Genomic DNA, 19,630 nt, shown 5'->3' with positions numbered 1-19,630 from the left:
TGTTTCCCCCGAGATGTGGGCGCGTGAGCGTTGACCCTGTGGGTATCGGCTAGAACAACGAGGAAGGCGGCTTGACGTCGCCCTCGGCGAATCGCGACAGGCGCAGCTGGCGCATGTCCAGCCCCGGATCGCCGGAGTCGATCCAGTCCGCCAGGGTTTTGCCCACGATCGGCCCCATGGCAAAGCCGTGGCCGCAGAAGCCGGTGGCGACGGCCAGGCCGTGCGGTGAGGTTTGCGCATCGATCACCGGAATGCCGTCCGGCAAGACATCGATCGCGCCCGCCCAGCGGTCGGCAATCTGCGTATTCACCTGCCCGGGAAAGGCCGCCTTGAGTGCGCGCATGGCCGTCCCCAGCCCCTTGTCATTGGGTGCAATGAGCGGGTTGCGCTGGTGGATACCCGCGCCCAGTCGCGAAGATTCCGACCACGGCATGCGTTGGTGCAGATCCGTCAGGCAGGCACCGTTGAGGTTAAAGCGAAAGGACTTGCGGTGCGCCCAGAGCGACGGCGCATACCAATGCAGTGCGCGCAGATGGCCCAGCGTCATGTCGACATCGACATGGGCGTCGTCGGCGATGTTGAAGCTGCCATCCAGCCGTTGCCGAAAGCCCACGCCGTTGGCAATGGTGGAGATGCCGCTCAGGGTCGGCCCGGACGTGGTTCGCGCCACCGTGCCCCTGACCAGCTGCTGCGGCAGGGAGATGCCAAGCATTTTCAACAAGCGAAACGTGGTGACACCCGCGGCGCACACCACGGTTTTCGCCTTGACGTAGCCGCGCTCGGTTTCCACGCCCACCACCTGGCCGGCAGCAACGTCGATGCCCTTGGCGCCACAGTGTTCGACGATGCGCGCCCCCAGTTCACGGGCGCGCATCGCAAAGGCACGCGCCACGAGTGTGGGCTCGGCCTGACCGTCACTGGCGGTAAACAGGCCACCCAGTTGCGGGACGGCGTAACCCGGCAGTTTCTTCTCCACTTCTCGCGGCGACAGCATCACGGTGTCGACCGAAAAACTGCGCGCGACGCTCAGCCACGATGCGTATCCGTCACGCTCGGCCTCGTTGGCCGCGACGAACAGGCAACCGTCGTTGCGCCACCCCAGGTCGGCCTGCAGCTCGTGTTCCAGGGCGCGCCAGATTCCGATGCTCGCTTGCATCAGCGGCACCTCGGCTTCATCCCGCGATTGCTGGCGAACAAAGCCCCACGCCCGTGACGATTGCTGCCCCGCCAGGGTGCTTTTTTCGAGGAGCAACACCTTGGCGCCCGCTTTGCTCAGGTAGTACGCGCACGCACACCCCATCAGGCCGCCGCCGATGATTGCCACATCGACTTCACCGGGCAGAGGGTTGTCCCGGGGCGCCGACACGCTGGCCAATGCTGCTGCTGGAATATTCATGAGGGGGACCGTCAGGTGGTGAATGACGCGTAGCGCCGCGTCGGGGTTTGAGCTAAGAATGTGCCCCGATCCTTCGAAATTACAGCGATGTATCTGCATTAATCCCATGCGAGGAGCGCATAGAAAGATGAGCCGCCAACTGCCATCCATCGAGCTATTGCAGGCATTCCTGACGGTTGCCAAGACCGGTAACTTCGGCAAGGCAGGCGAACAGCTCAACCTGAGCCAGAGCGCGGTGAGCCGGCAGGTCGCGCAACTGGAGGCGCGCCTGGAGACGCGCCTGTTCGAGCGGCACACGCGCAAGATCGTGCTGACCGACGAGGGCAAATCCCTGGTGCCGGTGGCGGAACAGGTCATCGGCCTGCTGTCGGACGCCTCGCACATGCTCGCCTCCGTGGGGCGCAGTGTCAGCCTGCGCGCGCACCCAACCATGGCGGCGCGCTGGCTGATTCCACGGTTGACCGCCTTCTATCGCTTGCACCCGCAAGTGACCGTCAGTGTCGACACGGTGTACCACCGCTTTCCCGACTTCGCGTTTGAGTCGATCGACGCCATGATCGCCTACGGCACCGCCACCTGGCCCGACTTCGAAGCGCTGGAACTCTGGGAAGAGGAACTGATCCCGGTGTGCTCGCCGGAGTTGCTCGCCGGGACCACCGCGCAAGAGGTCCTCAAGACCGCGCGACTGGTGGACGCGAGCATGGATCGCCTGGACTGGCGCCGCTGGGAAGAGTACTACCCGGGCTCGACCGGGCCGGACAACGCGCACCTGACCTTCGATACGCTGGAGTCCGCGATCGTCGCCGTGAAATGTGGCCAGGGCCTCGCGCTCGTCGACGCGGTGCTGACACGCGATGAATTGCTCACCGGACAACTGGTGCGACTGCACCCCGGCCGCATCGTGACCGGCGGACGCTATACGCTGGTCTATCCAAAACGGGTGAAGCGCTCTAGCGGCTTTTCCGAGTTCCTTGAGTGGCTGGGGCAGGAAGCGACCGCAGGCGGCGCCTGACGGTCATGACGGCTGGGGACGGCCTCCTCCGGTCAAGCGGTCAAAGCGCTTGCAAAGGCCTCTGGCGTTGGGCTTTGCGGCCATTGCGCTGTCCCTTCCGGCAGCGACAGCCAAGGCTGTTTACGCTTGACCCAGATGTGGGCCAGTGGTGTCATCTGCCCTGCACCGTCGAGCACTCCCGCGCGCACCACGCGCATCCCCGGGGCCGCGGTGGTTTCATTGAACAGCCGGGTGAAGCAAGCACCGCAGGCAAACTGGGTCGACCACTGTCCCTCATGCTCATGGCTGTAGCTCGCCACCTCGCCCGACACCACTACCGCCTGCGCGCTGCACAGCACATGCAAGGCGAAGGCGCTGCCGCTCCAGCGCTGACAGTTCAGGCAATGGCATGCGTACAGGGGCGGCAGGGTTGGCGTCTGCAATCGAAGCGTTACTCGCCCGCATCGGCACTGACCGGTGAAACTCATGGTGTGACTCCTTACAATGGTGCGCTACACAGGGATCGGACGTGCATGATCCCTGTTCCTCACGACCGGCAGAAGACCGAAAACAGCGCAACCGTTGCTAAGGAATGTATGAACGCCCTCGAATGGGAAAGTCAGCGGGTCTTCCTCGCTGTGCTACGCAGCGGCAGCCTGTCCGGCGCCGCGCGGCTACTGGGTATCGCGCAGGCCACGGCGCGTCGGCGCCTGGAAAGCCTTGAAGCCAGCCTCGGCCTGAGCCTGTTTACCCGGACTCCCACAGGGCTGACGCCGACGGCTTCGGCACGCGGGCTGATTCACCATGTCGAGTCGATGGCGATCGCTGCCGAGGCGTTCAATCGCATGGCCAGCAACGAAACCGAGCCATCCCGGGGCACGGTCAGGCTGGCCAGCAGCGACTTGCTCGGGGTCGAGGTGTTGCCTGCATTGATGCGCGAGTTCCACCACCGCCATCCTGAGTTGAAACTCCAGATGAGCATCAATGATCAGCTGGAGGACATCGCCCGCCAGGAGTCGGACATCGCCGTGCGCCTGCTGCGCCCCACCGAAGCCGCCATCGTTGCGCGGCGTACCGGTGCCCTGCGCATCGGCGTATACGCCAGCGACGCCTGCCTTGAGCGCTACGGTGAGCCGACGAACCTCTGCGCCTTGCGACGCGCCCCGCTGATTGGTCCCGACCGCCGTTGCGCCGACCTGCGTCGGTTGGTCGAAGTCGGACTGTGTGAAGCGGACCAGCACTTCGCAATTGCCACCGACAACCACCTGGCCCAGATCGCCGCACTCAGGGCGGGGCTTGGTTTCGGTTTGTGCCCCGCCACTGTCGCCGCCGCGCATGGCCTGATCCCTATCCTGCCGGAGCAATTTGGCTTCGAGGTCGATGTGTGGATTGCCATGCATAACGACCTGCGCAAAGTCAGACGCATCGCCCGAACATTCGACATCCTGGGGGACGCGCTGAGTGAATATCTCGCCGGCTAGCATCAGCAGCACCCGTGCACCCTCTGCTTTCCATGCGTTCCCGACATGGCATTAATGCAGAGACATCACTGTAAATTCAGATGAAAGCGCCACACTCTTGGCCAGTCGTTTCTACCCAGGAGAGCTACAAAAATGAGCGTTTTCACTCACGTGACAGTCGGTACCAATGACCTGAACAAAGCCCGCGGTTTCTACGATGAGGTACTGGCCGAGCTCGGCCACAAACGCCTCGCCGATCTCGGGGACAATGGTTCCATCTGGGGCGAAACGGCACCGGCCTTTTTCGTCCTGAAACCGGCTGACGGTGCCCCCGCCAGCGTCGGCAATGGTGTGACCGTCAGTTTCGAGGCACCGACCCGTGCCGCCATCGACGCCTTCCATGCCGCGGCCCTGGCGGCTGGCGGTCGCTGTGAAGGCCTTCCCGGTCCACGGGGCTGGGCACCGAACGCCTATGCAGCCTATGCCCGTGATCCGGACGGCAACAAACTGGCTGCCTATTGCTTCAAAGCCGACTGAACCCGGCACGAGGCCAGCCTAGGTCGGGTTGGCCTCCGTTCATATTTCATCTATTCACAAGTCGTTTCTCGACCCATTGATCTTCGCCCACTTTAAACATTCTGATGTTGCTTGATTTTCGGCGGCCGAAGTCCACCGAACTGCACAGGCGTTTTCATATAACAATAAAAAGCCCTGAGGCCTTTAATGAAAAAGCGTCCACTGTTGGGTCTGTTTGTCGTTTCGATATCTGCAAGTGCTCTGCAAGCGCAGGCTGATGAAACCCAGGAGGGTTTTATCGAGGGTGGAACTGCGAAACTGCTAGCACGCAATATGTATTTCAACCGCAACTCCCTGTCCGACTATCCCGATGCACGAGGCTGGGGCCAGGGTTTGCTGATGGACTATCAGTCCGGTTTTACCCAAGGCGAAATCGGATTTGGTCTCGATGCAAGTGCCTATACCGCCTACAAGCTCGATGGCGGGCGCGGCACCGTGGGCACGGGGATGTTTCCCGCCGAGGGTGATGGCGAAAGAACGGAGTCCTCCACCCTCAATGCCTCGGTCAAAATAAAATGGTCGAACACGGTGCTCAAGTACGGCGATCTGCGTCCTTACAATCCCGTCTTCGCCACCCCCGATCTGCGGTTGATGCCGATGACGACCCGAGGCATTCAACTGTTAAGCGATGAGATCGACAAGGTCAGTATCGACATCGGCCATTTTTACTCCTCCCGGGGTTACACCAGCACCAGCCATGACGGCGGGTTCATGGCCGGGTACGCCGGGGTCGACGCGGGTGACGTGGACTATGCCGGGCTGACCTACCAGCCCGTCGAACAGGGTGGCGTCGGCGTGTACGTGTCGCGCGCACAAGACTTGTGGCGCCAGTTCTATATCAATGCCAACTACAGCTGGGCACTGGAACAGGAGCAATCACTGAGCCTGGATTTCAACCTCTATCGCTCCCTCGATGAAGGCCAGGCCCGCGCTGGTGCAATAAACGTTACAGCCTGGTCGCTGGCGACCGCCTATGCCAATGGCCCACACACTTACACCTTGTCCTATCAGAAAATCCAGGGTGATCAACCATTCGACTATTTGATGGCGTCGGACGGTACTTACATGGACTCCATCTACCTCGCCAACTCTTCGCAATATGGCGATTTCAACGGCCCTGGCGAGCAGTCCGTGGGGCTTGGTTATGCCTATGACTTTGGAAGTACCGGCGGACTGCACACCACACTCGGCTTTCGTTATGTCTATGGCTTCGATATCGACAATGAACGGGTCGACCCGGATGGCTTGTACGCCTATTTCGCCCATTCGGACAAACAGATCGAGCGGGATATCGATCTGAAAACCGTGGTTGAAACGGGTGCCCTGAAGAACTTGTCCGTGCGTGTCCGCTATGCCGAACATGACTTTACCGGCGACAGCGTCAAGCAACTAAGAATCATCACAGAGTTCCCGCTGGACCTGTTTTGAAGTGATGTCCCTGGGTTTATAACAAGAGGTCTTACATGAACAAATTTTCTATAAAGTGCATGGCGCTGGCCATTTCACTTTCATCGATGGCATTGAATGCTCAAGCCGATACGCTCTACATCCACGCCGGGCACCTGGTGGACGTCGAGCGCGGCAAGGTACTGACCGATCAACGCATCAAGGTCGAGGGCGAGCGCATCGTTGCCGTCGAGCCGTGGAGCGCCCCCGCCGCCGACAGCAAAGTCATCGATTGGTCGACCAAGACCGTGTTGCCGGGCCTGATCGACATGCACACGCATATCTCCGACTGGGACATGACCAACAACGTCGCCGAGCCGCTCCTGCACTCCCCGCAAGACGTCGCGCTGATGGGTGCCAAACATGCCTATCAAACCCTGCGCGCGGGTTTTACCACGGTGCATGACCTGGGCACCTATCGCGCATTCACCGATGTCGCGCTGCGTGACGCGATCAACGCCAACCGGGTGCTGGGGCCGAGAATGAACGTGGTGGGTGCGTACATCACCGTGGCGGGCGGTGGTGGCGAAGTCACGGGATTTGCGCCGGGCGTGGAGATCCCGGCGGATATGCGGGTGGGGGTTTACCGCGATGCCAATGATGCGAAATTGAAGACCCGCTACCTGTTCCAGCACGGCGTCGACACCATCAAGATGATGGCCACCGGCTCGGTACTGGCCGTAGGGACTGAGCCCGGTCAAATGGAAATGACCGAGGATGAAATGCGCGCGGTGGTCCAGGAAGCCAGGATTCACAAAAGCTATGCCACCGTGCATGCCCATGGTGCAGAGGGCATCAAGGCCGCTATCCGGGCCGGCGTGAAATCGGTTGAACATGCTTCGCTGCTGGATGACGAAGGCATCAAAATGGCCAAGGAAAAAGGCACCTACCTGGTGATGGACATCTATAACGGTGACTACATCGATGAAGTCGGTCGCAAGGAAGGCTGGCCGGAGGAATACCTGCGCAAGAACACCGAGACCACTGAAGTACAGCGCGAGGCCTTTCGCAAAGCGGTCAAGGCCGGGGTGAAGATTGCCTATGGCACCGACGCCGGCGTGTATCCGATCGGCACCAATGCCAAGCAATTCGCCTACATGGTGAAGTACGGCATGACGCCCATGCAGGCGATCCAGTCCGCCACCGTGGTCGCCGCCGACCTGCTCAACTGGCAGCAGGACGTAGGCGCCGTCAGTACGGGTCGCTTCGCCGACATGATCGCCGTCGACGGCGACCCGATTGCCGATATTTCGATTCTCGAGAAACTGCCCGTGGTGATGAAAGGCGGCGTGATTGTGCAGCCCGATCTGTTGCCCGGCCTGTAGACGCTAGGCCCCCGGGCCCGCAGGCCTGGCCTTGCGCTTTGGTCGTGCCTGTTCGTCCTCCGCCAGTGCCTGGCGAACGAGCGCCCGCGCCGCCCATGCGGCGGTGTCGAGTGACTCTTCAATGCTTGCGCGACTGATGTCGCGCACGGCAATCAACGCCTCGGTGCCCATGACGATCGACAGCGCCTGCTTCAATCGCTTGCGGGCCCTGGGTGAAAGCACGTCCTTCATCGAGTCGACAATCGGCTCGATGTAGCTCATGCGTCGGCCCGGCCGCAGGGGCTCGTGAGACTCGCCTTCGAGCCACACCGTCATGAACGAGCGTTCCATCACGTGCAGGCCGATCTCGTCGTCGATCAACAGCCTGTTCAACGCGTTGGCCGCCAGGCCAATGCCCTTCACCGGATCATCCCCCGGACGCCAGAGGCGCTCCAGCGGCTGCATGTCGCGATCGGCCGCCGTCTCGCTGATCAACGCCTCCATCGAAGGAAAGTAGCGATACGCCGTGGCCCGCGACACCCTCGCGCGCTCGGCCACTTGCGCAACCGTCGGATTCTGGCCCTCTGCGCGCATTGCAACGGCGGCCTCGACCAGCGCCTGGCGCGTTCGCAGCCGCTGGTTGACGCGGCCTTGGGAATCGCCGTCGCCGATGGACGGGCTTGACTTGGAGGTCGACATGGAATAAATGATACTCCGTCTTGTAATGAGACACGAGTCTCATAATAGACACGCGACCACCCGTCCACAAGGGGTCGCCCAACAGGAGTACAGCGCGCAACGGCAGGCGATTTTCACATCGATCATCAGCAACTGAACGCGCCCCGGGGCGCATGAGGTGAATGCCATGAATCACAATCCCCGTTCGCAAACCTGGTTTCGGCTCGCCGCCCTCTACTTCGCCCTTGGCGTGGCGCTGGGCGTGACCATGGGCGCTTCCGGCGACCATTCGCTCTTCGCGGTCCATGCCCATGTCAACCTGTTGGGATGGGTGTCGATGGCACTGTTCGGACTCATCGGCACCGTCTACCCCGCCACCACCGAAGGCCGCGCTGCCAGCGCCCAGTTCTGGCTGTACAACGTCGGCGTGCCGGTGATGCTCGGCGCACTGACGCTGCGCCTCAAGGGCTTCCCCGCGGTCGAACCTCTGATCGGCGGCGCCTCCCTGCTCATTGGTTGCAGTGTGCTGCTGTTTGTGTGGCTGGCGTTCACGCGCATCGGGGGAAGGCCCAGGGACTTGAGCCGTGCGGCGGGCGAGTCGCACCTGTCATAACGTGGGTAACCGCTAGATGCTTCCGGGCAGCGTGTCGGTGCGCAGGGCGCGCTGTTTCGGATCGATGGCTGCCCTGCGCAACGGGCCGGTATCCGCTGTGGGTTCAACCGGCCGATGCGCGGACTGGCTACAGCTTTCAGCCATCCGATTCGGGAGGTGTCGGGACGTCAAGTGACTGTGTCCTGTATGTCTTGTAGATCTGCTGGACTGCCGGGTTGTCGAGGCTCTCGTACGTAATGGCTTCCTTGTCCAGGCCATCCAGGCCGCTTATGCCACTGATAGTTTCTGGCCACTCGTCACGGCTGGATATGTCCACTATGAAAGGTTTCAAATAGGTATCGAGATATCCCTTACTTGGTTCTCGAATCTCGTCGCTGAGTGCAAGCAGGTAATCATCCTTGCGGGTCCTTGACCAGTCGATGGCGAACCCGGCCCGATAGCAGAGCTCCATGAAAACCAGAAGAATCGTGCGCCCGTTGCCGTCCAGGAAAGGATGTGAAAACGCGAGCTGCCCCATCACCTCGCCAGGGCACGCCCGAAAGCGCTTTTTGTCCGCAGCCAGCTTAAGCGCATAGTCGACAGACATCTTGATGAAGTCAGGCCGCTCGAAGGCGGTGCTGCGCGGATCGTCGTGTGAACCCTTGAAGACTGCAAGGTGAGGTATCAACTCGTTGCGATCCTTACCCGCCCAAGGGTAGAAATCGCAAAACAGGATCTCGTGGATCTTGAGAACTGTTTCATAGTCGATGAGCTTGCTTTTGGCTAAATGAGCGAGAGCGTCTTCGATACTCGATTCGAACGAAAGATGTTCTGACTCTTTGACTTCAACGGGATCCTTCAGCTGGAGCGAATTTTGAAGGTATCCAGCCGTTTCGAAATCGCCGAACGGGTCGAAATTCACGCGCTATGTTTCTCTGAACACCGCTTCTCTTGAAGATAGCGTCCCTGGAGCGTCAGGATCTGCGACTTGCTCAGAACGCCTTTGCGCTTGAGATTGACGAGCAACTGTTCGATGCCATCCAGTTCGACTGCATCGCCAGCCAGACGGGTAATGGTTACAGCCATACGACTCATGCCGTCGGCTTCAGCAGTGACCTTGTTGTCTCTGGCAAGCCTGCGGATTTGACTGGCAACACTGACATCGGCTGATGGGGTCATTGGAAAGTCCTCTATTTGCGGTTAAATCATAGCATGGCGACGGCGTTGCATTTCCACGGGCGTGCGGTGCGTAAACGCTGCCCCTGCGAAAAACCGGCCCAACGCTTACAATCCTGTCTTTTCAGCGAAAATCAGGCAGGCAGTACGTATATGGCGCTAGACCCTCCCACGATGTTGACCCTCTCGATCGCCCTCGCAGCAGCCGCCGCACTGTATCTGGCGGTCGAATGGCGCAGCATTCGTGAAACCTCGCTGCTCTGCTGGAGCGCGGGTTTTGCCACGATCACGGTGGGCTCGACGCTGGCCTTGTTGCGCATGAGCGGCCTGTTGCTGATCGGCATCTGGTTCGCCAACGGCCTGCTGGTGCTGGCCCACTGGTTTTTCCTGTTGGGCGTCGCGCGTTTCACCAAGGCACGCCTGTCGCGTGCCTGGTACCTGATTTTCGTGGCCTGGCTGGCGCTGCTGTTACTGCCGGACGAACCGTCATGGTCAAAGATCATGCTGCTGGCCAATTCGCTGCTGGTCGCCCTGTTGTCGATCAGGGCCAGCTTCCTCCTGCGCCCCCACGGCAAGTCGTTGAGCGTGGGGGCGGTCCAGTTGCGGTATGTGCTGCTGGTCCACGGGCTTTTCTATGTCGTCAAGGCAATCACGGCGGTGATTCCGGGCACCTTGATCGATCTGGCATCGCTGCGTGGCGAAATCATTCAGATTTCGCTGGTCGAGGGCGTGATGGCGATCATGTTGATCGCCCTGTCGATGACCGGGACCGAGCGTTATCAGCGCGAGAAGCAGATTGCGCGCCTGGCCGAACGCGATCCGCTGACCACCCTGTACAACCGCCGCGCCCTCGAAGTGCGGGCACCAAGGCTGTTGGGCGACGTTTCATCGGCTCGACCGGGCGCCTTGCTGCTGATCGACATCGACAATTTCAAACTGGTCAACGACCTGTACGGCCATACCGCCGGCGACCGGCTGCTGGTCGCGTTGAGCGAGATGATCCGCTCGGTACTGCCCGACGGCGCCCTGGCGGCCCGGCTGGGCGGCGACGAATTCGTCATCCTGCTCAAACAGGCTTCGCGCGCGCAGATCGTGGCATTGGGCAGCGAACTGCGAGACCGGTTTCACGCCACGGCCTCACAGACATTCACCACGCCCGAAGCCGTGACCCTGAGTATCGGCGCCAACCTGTTCGACCAGCCGCCCGCCAGTCTGGCGGCGTTGATCGAGCAAGGCGACGTGGCGCTGTATGAATCCAAGCGCGGCGGGCGCGACAGCATCCGCCTGGTTGACCGCACCCATGCGAGCGGCGAGCCCCTGCGGACCGAGTGATTCGCTGTAAGTTTTACTTACATATGCAGCCCGCCTAACACTCAAGTTCCATACGCTTCATGACGACGTAGTCCTTACAACCCCAAGGAGCGCACGCCATGAAGATCACGTATCTGCCCGTCGTCATCAGCCTGTTCTCGACTGCAGGCTGGGCGGCCTCGCCCGTGGTTCAAAACACCATTCGCTTCGAAGGCCGGGTCGTCGAACGCAGCTGCACCGCCGGCGGTGTCGCGCCCTCCTCGTTCGACTCAATACCTGCCCTGCGTCCAGCCGCGCCAGCGTCCTCGAAGTGAGTCACATTGGCCCGTGCAGTGCTTGCAGCAATGTCAGGGTCAAGCTGCTCGCGGACAGTGGCCAGGGCCGCTATTACAATCAGCGGTACGGGTTGGTGGATGGCACGGGGGCGCCGGTACGGTCCGGTAATTACCTGATTACCTTGACGGTGCCCTGAGGGTTCTGCTGATGAATGAGGCCGGTGGCGTAGGATTGTTTGCCCGGTAAACGACATTTTCATGCGTCCAAATTGGGGGGCTTATCCATTCCTTCGGTAACGGCGGCTTATGGTTTCGCCCTTACGGCGACTCCCTTTGGAAAAGCCCCAAAGGAAGCAAAAGGCTCTTGCCCCACCACTCGGTGCCTCGCTCTGGCTCGGCATGCCCGAACGCAGGCATTGCTCCGTGGGTCGCCGCGATGGGCCATCCCTGGCCCAGCGCGGCTAAACCGGCGTCCTGCCGGTTTACCCACTGCGCAATGCCTGCGTTCGGCCAGCGTGGTTTAACGGGGCGCTTAGATCAAAATCAAAAGCCAAAGCGAGGCGGCCTTAAAGCCGACCTGACTTTGGCTGGTGCCCCGATCCCCTGTAGGAGCGAGCAGGCTCGCGATGGTCGTCAACGATAACGCGGGCTGTCTGAATGATCGCGGTGCCTGGGCGTTTTTCGCGAGCAGGCTCGCTCCTACAGGGGGATGCGTACGGAGCGAAAAGCAGGTCGGTACCCCAACCCGCCCGCCGAACGGCCCCAAGCCCATCCACAACACCGACTAACCTCAATAGACAACCCCCACACCAATGGCCACTAGCTCCAGGGGATACGGGATGACCGCAAACACAGCACACCCATCCCTCTTCGCGGTCCTGCCCTCTGTGCTGGTCATCATGGTGGCGCTGACAGCCGGATGCGCAGGCAAAGCCGCAACCGCGCGTTATTCCACCTCAGGCACCGGTTCGAACTGCTATGCAAAAGCGCTCCCCTCTGCCGGCGAAGGCGGCCTGGCGTTTGGCTCCACCTTGAGCATCGCCCGGCAAAAATCCCTGAACAATTGCATACGCTATGCCGGCCGCTCCGGTGGCACACCCAATACCTGCCAGGTGGTGTTGTCGGAATGCAGAAACTAAAAATGCGCCCCCGCCTTTCGGCGGGGGCGCAATCGGCGCATGGCACTGATCAGAAGTCTTGCGACGTCGGCCGCAGGACGATTTCGTTGATGTCGACATCAGCCGGTTGTTCGATCGCGTAGGCGATGGCCCGTGCAACCGACGCCGCGGGTATGGCTTTCTTGTAGAACTCACCCACTACCTCGGCGCTTGGCTGGTGGCCACTGCCGAACTTGAGCTCGGAATCGACCGCACCCGGCTCGATGGTCGTGGTGCGGATGTTGCCGCCGACTTCATGGCGCAGGCCCTCGGAAATGGCGCGCACGGCGAATTTGGTGCCGCTGTAGACCGATCCCCCGGGGCTGAACACCTTGATGCCGGCGACCGAGGATATGTTGATGAAGTGCCCGGCGGCCTGTTTTTCGAACAGCGGCAGCGCTGCCGCGATGCCATACAGCACGCCCTTGATATTGATGTCGATCATGCGGTCCCACTCATCGACACGCAGCTGCGCGATCGGTGATATCGCCATCAGCCCCGCGTTATTGATCATGACATCAATGCGACCGAACGCCTCGACAGCCTTGGCGACCAGTGCGGACAAGTCCTCCTGGCGCGTGACATCAATCGGGTGGGCTATCGCCTTGCCGCCGGCTGCCGTGATCTCCCGGACAATCGCGTCCAGACGATCCTGGCGGCGGGCGCCAAGTACCACGTGGGCACCGAGCGCCGCCAGATGACGCGCCGTTGCTTCGCCCAGACCGCTGCTCGCACCGGTGATGACGACCACTTTACCCTGGATGTTTTTACTCATGTTCAGCGCTCCTGTTGAGGCTTGCTTGGGTTGATGGGTTCAGTTTGCACTGGCATTACCGATCAGAAAATGGAACAGTTCGGATTTGAGAATTCCATTTTCTGGAACAGGAGTTGACAGCCATGCTCAACCGTATGGAGCTGATCCGAATCTTTTCGGTGGCGGCGCAATCGACGACGTTTCGCGAAGCCGCCACCCGCCTCGGCACCTCCCCCCAGACCGTGACCCGGGCCATCAAAGAGCTTGAGCGCACCTTTGGCGAACTGCTGTTCCATCGCAGCACCCGGCAAGTGCACGTCACCGCCTTTGGCGCCGGCCTCGCCTTGCAAGCCCGGGAAACCCTCGAACGCGTCGACCAGTTGTTTGTCGCCAACAGCAAACAGCAGGACCAGGGCCTTGTCGGTCGCGTCGGCATCACCGCGCCGCACGCCATCGGCAAGCTGTACCTGACCGAATTCCTGAAACCCTTGATGCGCGAGCACCCCGGCCTGAGCATCGACCTGAGCCTGGATGACCAGCTCACCGACGCGGTGGCCAGCAAGATCGACATTGGCATTCGTATCGGTGCGGTGCGGGATCGGCGCTACATCGCCCGAACGGTTGCCCGTGTCGAGCTGAAAATCGTCGCGGCCCCGGCACTGGTCGACGCGGTCCAGCGCCCCGACAGTATCGAAGCGTTGCAGCGCCTGCCCCTCTCAATGCTGATGGACCGCAATAACGGCCGCCCCTGGCCGTGGGTACTGGCTGACGGCCAGGCGTTCCTGCCTGCATCGCCGGCCTTCACCTGCGACGACCCCGAAACCGAGCGTGAAATGGTCCTCGCGGGACTCGCCTTCGGGCAAATGCCGAGCTATCTGGCGCAGCCGTTCCTGTCCGAAGGTCGACTGGTCGAGGTCATGCAGAACGCCGCGCCGGCACCCTCGGATCTGATCATGTACCGGCCGCAGTCAGGGCCGGTGCCACCCCGGGTGAGGCAGGTGTACGACCATCTGGTCAACAGCTTCTCCAATCCGCAGATCTTCCCGCAGGGCAAACACTGATTCGATCAGGGGCACCGCCGGTTTTTTTCGACTAACGTAATCGGACGCGTTTGCACCCTTCACTTCCCCTGAAAGCTGGAGCCCGATCATGAAAACCACCGCTTCCTGGCTGGCGATTACGTTGATGTCCCTGGTCCTTGGCGCTTGCGTCGCGGTCGATGCCGGGAGCGGAGGCGCCGGTGAAATGGAGATTCGCTCGGGCAAGATCGAGCAGATTACCCAGACGCAAATGCAGACCAACCACGACAGCGGCGTCGGGGCCATCCTGGGCGGGCTCGGCGGTGTCGGGCTCGGCAGCCTGATCGGCCGGGGCACCGGTCGCGACGTGGCCATGATCGCCGGTGCGCTCGCGGGCGCGGCGGGCGGTAACTACGCGGAGAAAAAACAATACGATCAGCCACGGGACGCCCAGCAAATCATCGTGCGGACCAACAGCGGCGTCCTGGTGTCGGTGACCCAGCCGATCAACCCGGCACTGACCAAAGGCATGAGCGTGTATGTCGAAGGTGCCGGCAGCGAAGCGCGGGTGGTGCCTCAGGGCTAGTCCCGGCGTCCGCGGACAAGCGACGAGCGGGTTGGCAATGCCTGGCCTTTGCACCTACTTTTTGTCGACCGGTCTGTCGTTCCTTCGTGCCGCCTCGGAGCAATCACCATGATTGCCGATTTCATACGCCTGGTCCTGACCAACATCCCTTTGGCGGGCTTCCTCCTGGCGCTGCTAATCCCGACCTTGCTCCCCGACAAGACAGGCCATCGCGCCGAGCAATACCTGTCCTGGCTCCTGCTGCTGTCGATCGGTTTCACATCACTGTGGGCCGGGCTCTACCACACCCTGGCGCCGCAAACCGCGGCCGCGTTCATTGGCTGGCAGGTCAGTCCGTTCCAGTTCGAAATGGGCGTGTCGGACATCGCGCTGGGCGTCGTGGCCATGGTCGCGTTCTGGCGTTCGCTGGCGTTCAAGTCGGCGGTGGTGCTGTGGGTGGTCATTGAGTTTGTCGGGCTGGTCTATGGGCATCTCCAGCAGATCCTCGACGCCGGCAACCATGCGCCGGGGAATGCGGGGATTTTGCTGGGGCTGACCATCGTCCATGTGCTGCTGTTACCGCTGCTGCTGTTCATGGCTCGCCGTCATCGGCTCGATGTGGCGGTGCAACCGACCTGATTCACGTGAACACGCGGCGGGGTTGGCATCGAGCGATTGAGCGTCGAAGGGCGTGCCTTGGCTATCGCTGCCCCAGGTCCTTGGGTTCCTGCGCCGGAGGAGTGAACCACTTGTCCTTTGGCACACGCTTGTCTGTCTCGGGGTCACTGAGGTAATGCGGCGACAGGATCTGCACGCCGTATTCGTTGAAGACGTCCTGAATATTGGCGTGCAGCATGCTCAGCAGCACCGCGCGCGGCCTGGGCTGGCTGGGGATGGCCTGCGCCACCAGGCGATATTCGGGATAGAAATCGGACAGCGCGGTCTGGAATACCTGCGCCGGCGGGGTTTCAAGAATGCCGGGGGTGCGCCTGGCGGCTTCCAGCAGCATGGCCTCCACCTGGCGCCAGGGTGTGTCGTAGCCGATGGTCATCACCGTGTCCACCACGTAGCCCGGGCCTTGCACTGTGCGCGAGTAGTTCTTGGTGACCGTGCCGGTGATCATCGAGTTGGGCAAGGTCAGCACTTCTCCCAGGCCCGTGCGGATGCTCGTGGTGAACATCCCCAGTTCGGTCACCGTGCCTTCGTACTCGCCAATGCGCACGAACTCGCCGGGGCGCAAGGTCCGGGTGTACGTCAAGATCAAGCCGGCAGCGGCCTGCCCGACCACGCTGGTGGCACCCAGCGAAATCATCAGGCCGACCAGTACCGACAACCCTTTGAAGGCATCGGTGCCGGCCCCGGGCAGGTACGGATAGGCCATGGCCAATGCGAACAGCCAGATCGCCAGGGATGTCAGGCGCTGGGTCGGTTGCAGGGTTTCCTGGTTCAGCCAGCTGAAGGTGCCCGGCATTGCCATGCGCCTGAGCACACGACGACTGAACGCCGTTGCGCCACGGGCGATGAAAAAAATCGCCAGCGCCACGCCCAGCCCCGGTATGGCCCCAATGATCGCCTGGAACAAATAGCTGGCCACCTCGAACAGGTAGCTGTTGAGGCTTTCGCCCCAGGGCCGGGTATAGGGAAAACGCGACAGGACAAACCCCAGCCACTCGTAGGTCAGCAGCAGCAAGACCAGCCAGCGCAGCAGCCAAAACAGGCGAATGACCAACGGGTACAGGTAGTTGGCCTCGATGACCTGGACCCGCCCCACTTTCAGCGCCCGCGTGTGCCGATCCATCAACTCGGGCAGTCGCTTGAGCAAGCGGCGGCGCAGACACGCCACGCCCCAGAGCAACGCGAAGTAAATGGCCGTGGCGATGGCCGCCGCGCCGAGCGAGCGAAGAATCAGTTGCAAGTTTCGCGCTTCCCGGGTTTCCGCCACCACCTGGCGCAGTTTGCCTGCCGCTGCCTCCGCAGCCTGCTGGACAGAGGCGTACTCGCCGTCGTCGACATCCCCGGGCGAAACAATGAATGCACGCCGGTGGCCCAATAGCACCATGTAACTGTTCTGGACCGGGTCTACGGCCACCGTGAGATTGTCTGACTCATCCAGCTCTTCGCTGATCACCGCCTTGGCCCGTTTGACCCGCGAAGCCGGTGCCTCACCCAGGAGCGTGGCACGGAACACCATGATGCTGCGGTTGGCCACCTTCAGTTCGGCGGGGTCTACATTGGGCTTCACCGCGTCTTCAGCACATAGCAGCATTGACCAGAACAGGCTGAAAACGGCTATCAAGACGGCAGGCAACCTGCTCCGCATGTGTCTATTCCTTAGGTCACAGGGGTGAGGACGGGTGTTCAGATCGCAGCGTAGTTCAGTGAGGGGGGGTTGTCAGATTGGGCGTGGGGGATTTGGACGGGTACATATCCGTTGCTGCGGTAACGGCGGCTGGCGGCTTCGCCTTACAGCGACTCCTTTTGGCTGGTGTCCCGTCCCCTGTAGGAGCGAGCATGCTCGCGATGGACATCAACGATGACGCGGGCTGTCTGGGATGACCGCGGTGTCTGGCCGTTCATCGCGAGCATGCTCGCTCCTACAGGGGGACGCGTACCTGCGGGAAAGCAGATCGGCCGTCACGCCGCCTCGCAGGTCAGCCATGACTCACGCCAGCAGCTCGGCGATCCACCGCGCCTGCTGCGCGACGTCCTGCACCTTTTCCTCGGGCACGGCCTGTCGCGCCCGGGTGAGGTTGTTCAGGGTTTTCTGCTTCTGGCGCAGCATGCGCTGCCACTTGGCCAGGAACGCCGGGCTGCGTGCCTGCATCTGCAACGGGCCGAAGTACAGCTGTTCGGCGGTGTATTCCACCGGCCCGGCGCGCTCGGCGACGATGATTTCGTAATCGAAACGGTTTTCCCGCAGCAAGTCCTCGCAGAGAATGCGGTAGCCATTGTCCATCAGCCATTGGCGCAGCGGCTGCTCGCCACCGTTGGGCTGCAGGATCAGGCGTTCACGGCCGCTCAGGCGCGCCTTGCCGCCGTCGAGGATGTCGCGGATGGTCTCGCCGCCCATGCCGCAAATGCTGATGGCGGTGATCCCGTCTTGTGCTTCGATCGCCGCCAGGCCGTTGGCCAGGCGCACCGTGATCCATTGCCCCTGGCCGCTCTCGCGCACGGTGCGTTCGGCCGCGCGAAAAGGCGTCAACGCCACTTCGCCGGCCACCGCCGCCGCGATAGCGCCGCGGCGCATCAGGGCCACCGGCAGGTAGCCGTGATCCGAGCCGATATCGGCCAGGCGCGCGCCCGCCGGGATATGCGCCGCCACGCGCTCCAGGCGCATGGACAATGTCTGTTCGTTCAACTGCTGCCCCTTTTCACCACACACGTCCGGCACAGCTGGCTGGACCGGGGCGCGATTGTGTCGGGCAATGCCAGGCATTTCAAATTTATGCGACCGCTGATCATCGAACCTGTAGCGCTTTGCGCATGAAAACCCGTGCGAAACCCTCCTCCGTAGCCCTGTGGGTTTCCTGATAGCCCAACTTCTTATAGATGTCGATGTTCTCGACCATCAACTCATGGGTGTAAAGCCGTACGGCTTCGCACCCTGTGCGCAGCGCATGGCGTTCACAAAATGCCATCAGCCGTTTGCCCAGGCCCCGGCCCTTGTAGCGAGGCGACACCGCGACGTTGATCAGCAGCAGTTCCGTCTGTTCCTGGCTCATCACCAGTACCCCCGCGATAGCCGTCCCGTCGGTCAGCACATAGGTCTCGGTGTCGAGCAGCACCTGCCGATAATCATCCAGCATGGGCGCCGGCTTTTTGCCGATCCTGGCGATGTAGGGTGTGTAGGCCTCGGTGACGAGTGAAGCGATGCATGCGGCATCGTCCTGTCGAGCGCGGCGAATGGTCTGCAATGGCGGTCTCCCCAACAGATAATGATCGTTCCAGCCACGCATGAAGCAGCCAGTACAGCGGGCTGCCGGGCCTGTGTTAACGTGCGGGCATCATGACCTAGAAGTTACAGCCCATGTCTATCGCCGACAATCTCCTCGCGTTCACCCTCGCCGCCACGCTGCTCACGCTCACACCCGGCCTCGATACCGCCCTGGTCTTGAGAACCGCCACGGTGGAAGGCAAGCAACAGGCCTTTCGCGCGGCCCTGGGCATCAATGCGGGCTGCCTGCTGTGGGGCGCCGCAGTCGCCTTTGGGCTGGGCGCGCTGATTGCGGTCTCGGAGCTGGCGTTCAACCTGTTGAAATACTGTGGCGCCGCGTACCTGGCCTGGTTGGGATTGAACATGCTTTTACGCCCGCGAAGCTCGCTGGCGCCTCTCGAAGCGGACGCAAGGCCAAGCGCCAACTGGTTCCTGAAGGGCATGATGGGCAACGTTCTCAACCCCAAGATTGGCATTTTCTACGTCTCGTTCCTCCCTCAGTTCATTCCCCAGGGGCACAACCTGATCGCCTGGACATTCGGCCTGGTCAGCATTCACGTGGTGCTCGGCTTGATGTGGTCGTCGACCCTGATCGGCGCTACTCGCCCCCTTGCCGGCGTTCTGAAGCAAGCCAAAGTGCTCAAGTGGATGGATCGCACGACGGGCATGCTCTTCGTTCTGTTCGCCGCCCGGCTGGCGTTCAGCAAGCGCTGAGCGCGGCACGCCAACCCGGGGGATATGAACGCAGGCTGACAACGCCCGGAGCGGATGAGCCAATGGCAATTGGCTATCCCCGGTCTCAGGAAAAACTCCCCCATAAATGGGCAGTGTGACCCGCTTCCCTTATCCAGTTTTTAATCAACGCAACGGCCACGGCATCAGACCGCACCGTCTCATGCGCGAAACACTTTCAATCACGGGCCCTTGCGCCAGAAATCCGTCAGCCCCCGATCGTCTGGCACAGAGCATGCTATGCCTTCATCCACGCACGCTTTA

The 19,630-nt window shown here is 61.7% G+C and carries 22 protein-coding genes; 13 read left to right on the top strand and 9 right to left on the bottom strand.

Translation table 11 applies throughout. The annotated features are described in order from the left end of the window. Window positions 1-49: 49 nt before the first annotated feature. Window positions 50-1,396 (bottom strand): NAD(P)/FAD-dependent oxidoreductase, encoded by a 1,347-nt coding sequence (locus F8N66_RS03495; protein WP_150768839.1) that lies wholly within the window; start codon window positions 1,394-1,396, stop codon window positions 50-52. A gap of 127 nt (window positions 1,397-1,523) precedes the next feature. Between F8N66_RS03495 and F8N66_RS03490 the strand changes: the two genes are divergently transcribed. Then, window positions 1,524-2,408, top strand: a complete 885-nt coding sequence (locus F8N66_RS03490) for a LysR substrate-binding domain-containing protein (RefSeq protein WP_191622892.1) — start codon at window positions 1,524-1,526, stop codon at window positions 2,406-2,408. Window positions 2,409-2,440: 32 nt separating this feature from the next. Here the strand turns inward: F8N66_RS03490 and F8N66_RS03485 are convergent, their stop codons facing one another. Further along, window positions 2,441-2,875 (bottom strand): GFA family protein, encoded by a 435-nt coding sequence (locus F8N66_RS03485; protein WP_150768837.1) that lies wholly within the window; start codon window positions 2,873-2,875, stop codon window positions 2,441-2,443. Window positions 2,876-2,983: 108 nt separating this feature from the next. Between F8N66_RS03485 and F8N66_RS03480 the strand changes: the two genes are divergently transcribed. The 4 genes from F8N66_RS03480 to F8N66_RS03465 all read left to right on the top strand — a co-directional run bounded on the left by F8N66_RS03480 (window position 2,984) and on the right by F8N66_RS03465 (window position 7,194). Beyond that, window positions 2,984-3,868, top strand: coding sequence for a LysR family transcriptional regulator (locus tag F8N66_RS03480; RefSeq protein ID WP_150768836.1), 885 nt, complete (start codon window positions 2,984-2,986; stop codon window positions 3,866-3,868). Window positions 3,869-4,000: 132 nt separating this feature from the next. Next, entirely contained in the window at window positions 4,001-4,384 is a 384-nt protein-coding gene (locus F8N66_RS03475; RefSeq protein ID WP_150768835.1) for a VOC family protein, read from the top strand. A gap of 186 nt (window positions 4,385-4,570) precedes the next feature. After that, window positions 4,571-5,851: an OprD family outer membrane porin gene (locus F8N66_RS03470; protein ID WP_150768834.1), complete on the top strand. Its 1,281-nt coding sequence runs from the start codon at window positions 4,571-4,573 to the stop codon at window positions 5,849-5,851. 35 nt (window positions 5,852-5,886) lie between these two features. Further along, entirely contained in the window at window positions 5,887-7,194 is a 1,308-nt protein-coding gene (locus F8N66_RS03465) for a metal-dependent hydrolase family protein (RefSeq protein ID WP_191622890.1), read from the top strand. Between the two features lie 3 nt (window positions 7,195-7,197). Here the strand turns inward: F8N66_RS03465 and F8N66_RS03460 are convergent, their stop codons facing one another. Continuing rightward, complete coding sequence (locus F8N66_RS03460) at window positions 7,198-7,872, bottom strand: TetR/AcrR family transcriptional regulator (RefSeq protein ID WP_150768833.1); 675 nt, start codon at window positions 7,870-7,872, stop codon at window positions 7,198-7,200. A 166-nt stretch (window positions 7,873-8,038) separates the two neighbouring features. Here F8N66_RS03460 and F8N66_RS03455 point away from each other — a divergent pair, with 166 nt between their 5' ends. Continuing rightward, on the top strand, window positions 8,039-8,464 hold the full coding sequence (locus F8N66_RS03455; protein WP_150768832.1) for a hypothetical protein: 426 nt from the start codon (window positions 8,039-8,041) through the stop codon (window positions 8,462-8,464). 136 nt (window positions 8,465-8,600) lie between these two features. Here F8N66_RS03455 and F8N66_RS03450 read toward each other — a convergent pair whose 3' ends face one another. After that, on the bottom strand, window positions 8,601-9,365 hold the full coding sequence (locus F8N66_RS03450) for a Fic/DOC family protein (protein WP_150768831.1): 765 nt from the start codon (window positions 9,363-9,365) through the stop codon (window positions 8,601-8,603). Then, window positions 9,362-9,622, bottom strand: a complete 261-nt coding sequence (locus tag F8N66_RS03445) for a hypothetical protein (protein WP_150768830.1) — start codon at window positions 9,620-9,622, stop codon at window positions 9,362-9,364. Before F8N66_RS03445 ends, F8N66_RS03450 begins: the two co-directional genes overlap by 4 nt. Window positions 9,623-9,772: 150 nt before the next feature. On the opposite strand from F8N66_RS03445, the gene F8N66_RS03440 reads away from it, so the two are divergent. The 3 genes from F8N66_RS03440 (at window position 9,773) to F8N66_RS03420 (ending at window position 12,344) form a co-directional block, all read left to right on the top strand. Further along, window positions 9,773-10,951: a GGDEF domain-containing protein gene (locus tag F8N66_RS03440; RefSeq protein ID WP_150768829.1), complete on the top strand. Its 1,179-nt coding sequence runs from the start codon at window positions 9,773-9,775 to the stop codon at window positions 10,949-10,951. A 98-nt stretch (window positions 10,952-11,049) separates the two neighbouring features. Further along, window positions 11,050-11,244 carry a hypothetical protein gene (locus F8N66_RS03435; RefSeq protein WP_150768828.1) on the top strand — a complete coding sequence of 65 codons (195 nt, stop codon included), beginning with the start codon at window positions 11,050-11,052 and terminating at the stop codon, window positions 11,242-11,244. 800 nt (window positions 11,245-12,044) lie between these two features. Next, window positions 12,045-12,344 carry a hypothetical protein gene (locus F8N66_RS03420; RefSeq protein WP_150768826.1) on the top strand — a complete coding sequence of 100 codons (300 nt, stop codon included), beginning with the start codon at window positions 12,045-12,047 and terminating at the stop codon, window positions 12,342-12,344. Window positions 12,345-12,393: 49 nt separating this feature from the next. Here F8N66_RS03420 and F8N66_RS03415 read toward each other — a convergent pair whose 3' ends face one another. Beyond that, on the bottom strand, window positions 12,394-13,137 hold the full coding sequence (locus F8N66_RS03415) for an SDR family oxidoreductase (RefSeq protein WP_150768825.1): 744 nt from the start codon (window positions 13,135-13,137) through the stop codon (window positions 12,394-12,396). Window positions 13,138-13,259: 122 nt separating this feature from the next. On the opposite strand from F8N66_RS03415, the gene F8N66_RS03410 reads away from it, so the two are divergent. The 3 genes from F8N66_RS03410 (at window position 13,260) to F8N66_RS03400 (ending at window position 15,339) form a co-directional block, all read left to right on the top strand. Continuing rightward, a complete protein-coding gene (locus F8N66_RS03410; protein WP_150768824.1) occupies window positions 13,260-14,177 on the top strand; it encodes a LysR family transcriptional regulator in 918 nt (305 codons plus the stop codon). Window positions 14,178-14,265: 88 nt separating this feature from the next. Further along, the gene (locus F8N66_RS03405; protein ID WP_150768823.1) at window positions 14,266-14,721 is read left to right on the top strand and encodes a glycine zipper 2TM domain-containing protein; all 456 of its coding nucleotides are present in this window, start codon (window positions 14,266-14,268) and stop codon (window positions 14,719-14,721) included. 108 nt (window positions 14,722-14,829) lie between these two features. After that, the gene (locus F8N66_RS03400; protein ID WP_150768822.1) at window positions 14,830-15,339 is read left to right on the top strand and encodes a DUF6790 family protein; all 510 of its coding nucleotides are present in this window, start codon (window positions 14,830-14,832) and stop codon (window positions 15,337-15,339) included. Window positions 15,340-15,400: 61 nt separating this feature from the next. Here the strand turns inward: F8N66_RS03400 and F8N66_RS03395 are convergent, their stop codons facing one another. From F8N66_RS03395 to F8N66_RS03385, 3 genes are all read right to left on the bottom strand, one after another. Beyond that, entirely contained in the window at window positions 15,401-17,020 is a 1,620-nt protein-coding gene (locus tag F8N66_RS03395; RefSeq protein ID WP_150768821.1) for a mechanosensitive ion channel family protein, read from the bottom strand. Window positions 17,021-17,362: 342 nt separating this feature from the next. Then, window positions 17,363-18,058 carry a tRNA (adenine(22)-N(1))-methyltransferase gene (locus tag F8N66_RS03390; RefSeq protein WP_318194863.1) on the bottom strand — a complete coding sequence of 232 codons (696 nt, stop codon included), beginning with the start codon at window positions 18,056-18,058 and terminating at the stop codon, window positions 17,363-17,365. A gap of 100 nt (window positions 18,059-18,158) precedes the next feature. Continuing rightward, window positions 18,159-18,614: a GNAT family N-acetyltransferase gene (locus tag F8N66_RS03385; RefSeq protein ID WP_224790430.1), complete on the bottom strand. Its 456-nt coding sequence runs from the start codon at window positions 18,612-18,614 to the stop codon at window positions 18,159-18,161. Window positions 18,615-18,727: 113 nt separating this feature from the next. Between F8N66_RS03385 and F8N66_RS03380 the strand changes: the two genes are divergently transcribed. Further along, window positions 18,728-19,348, top strand: coding sequence for a LysE family translocator (locus F8N66_RS03380; protein ID WP_150768818.1), 621 nt, complete (start codon window positions 18,728-18,730; stop codon window positions 19,346-19,348). The last annotated feature ends 282 nt before the right edge of the window (window positions 19,349-19,630 follow it).

Source organism: Pseudomonas fluorescens, from assembly GCF_902498195.1.
Taxonomy (GTDB): Bacteria; Pseudomonadota; Gammaproteobacteria; order Pseudomonadales; family Pseudomonadaceae; genus Aquipseudomonas; species Aquipseudomonas fluorescens_BU.
This window is presented reverse-complemented; position numbering and strand designations above follow the sequence as displayed.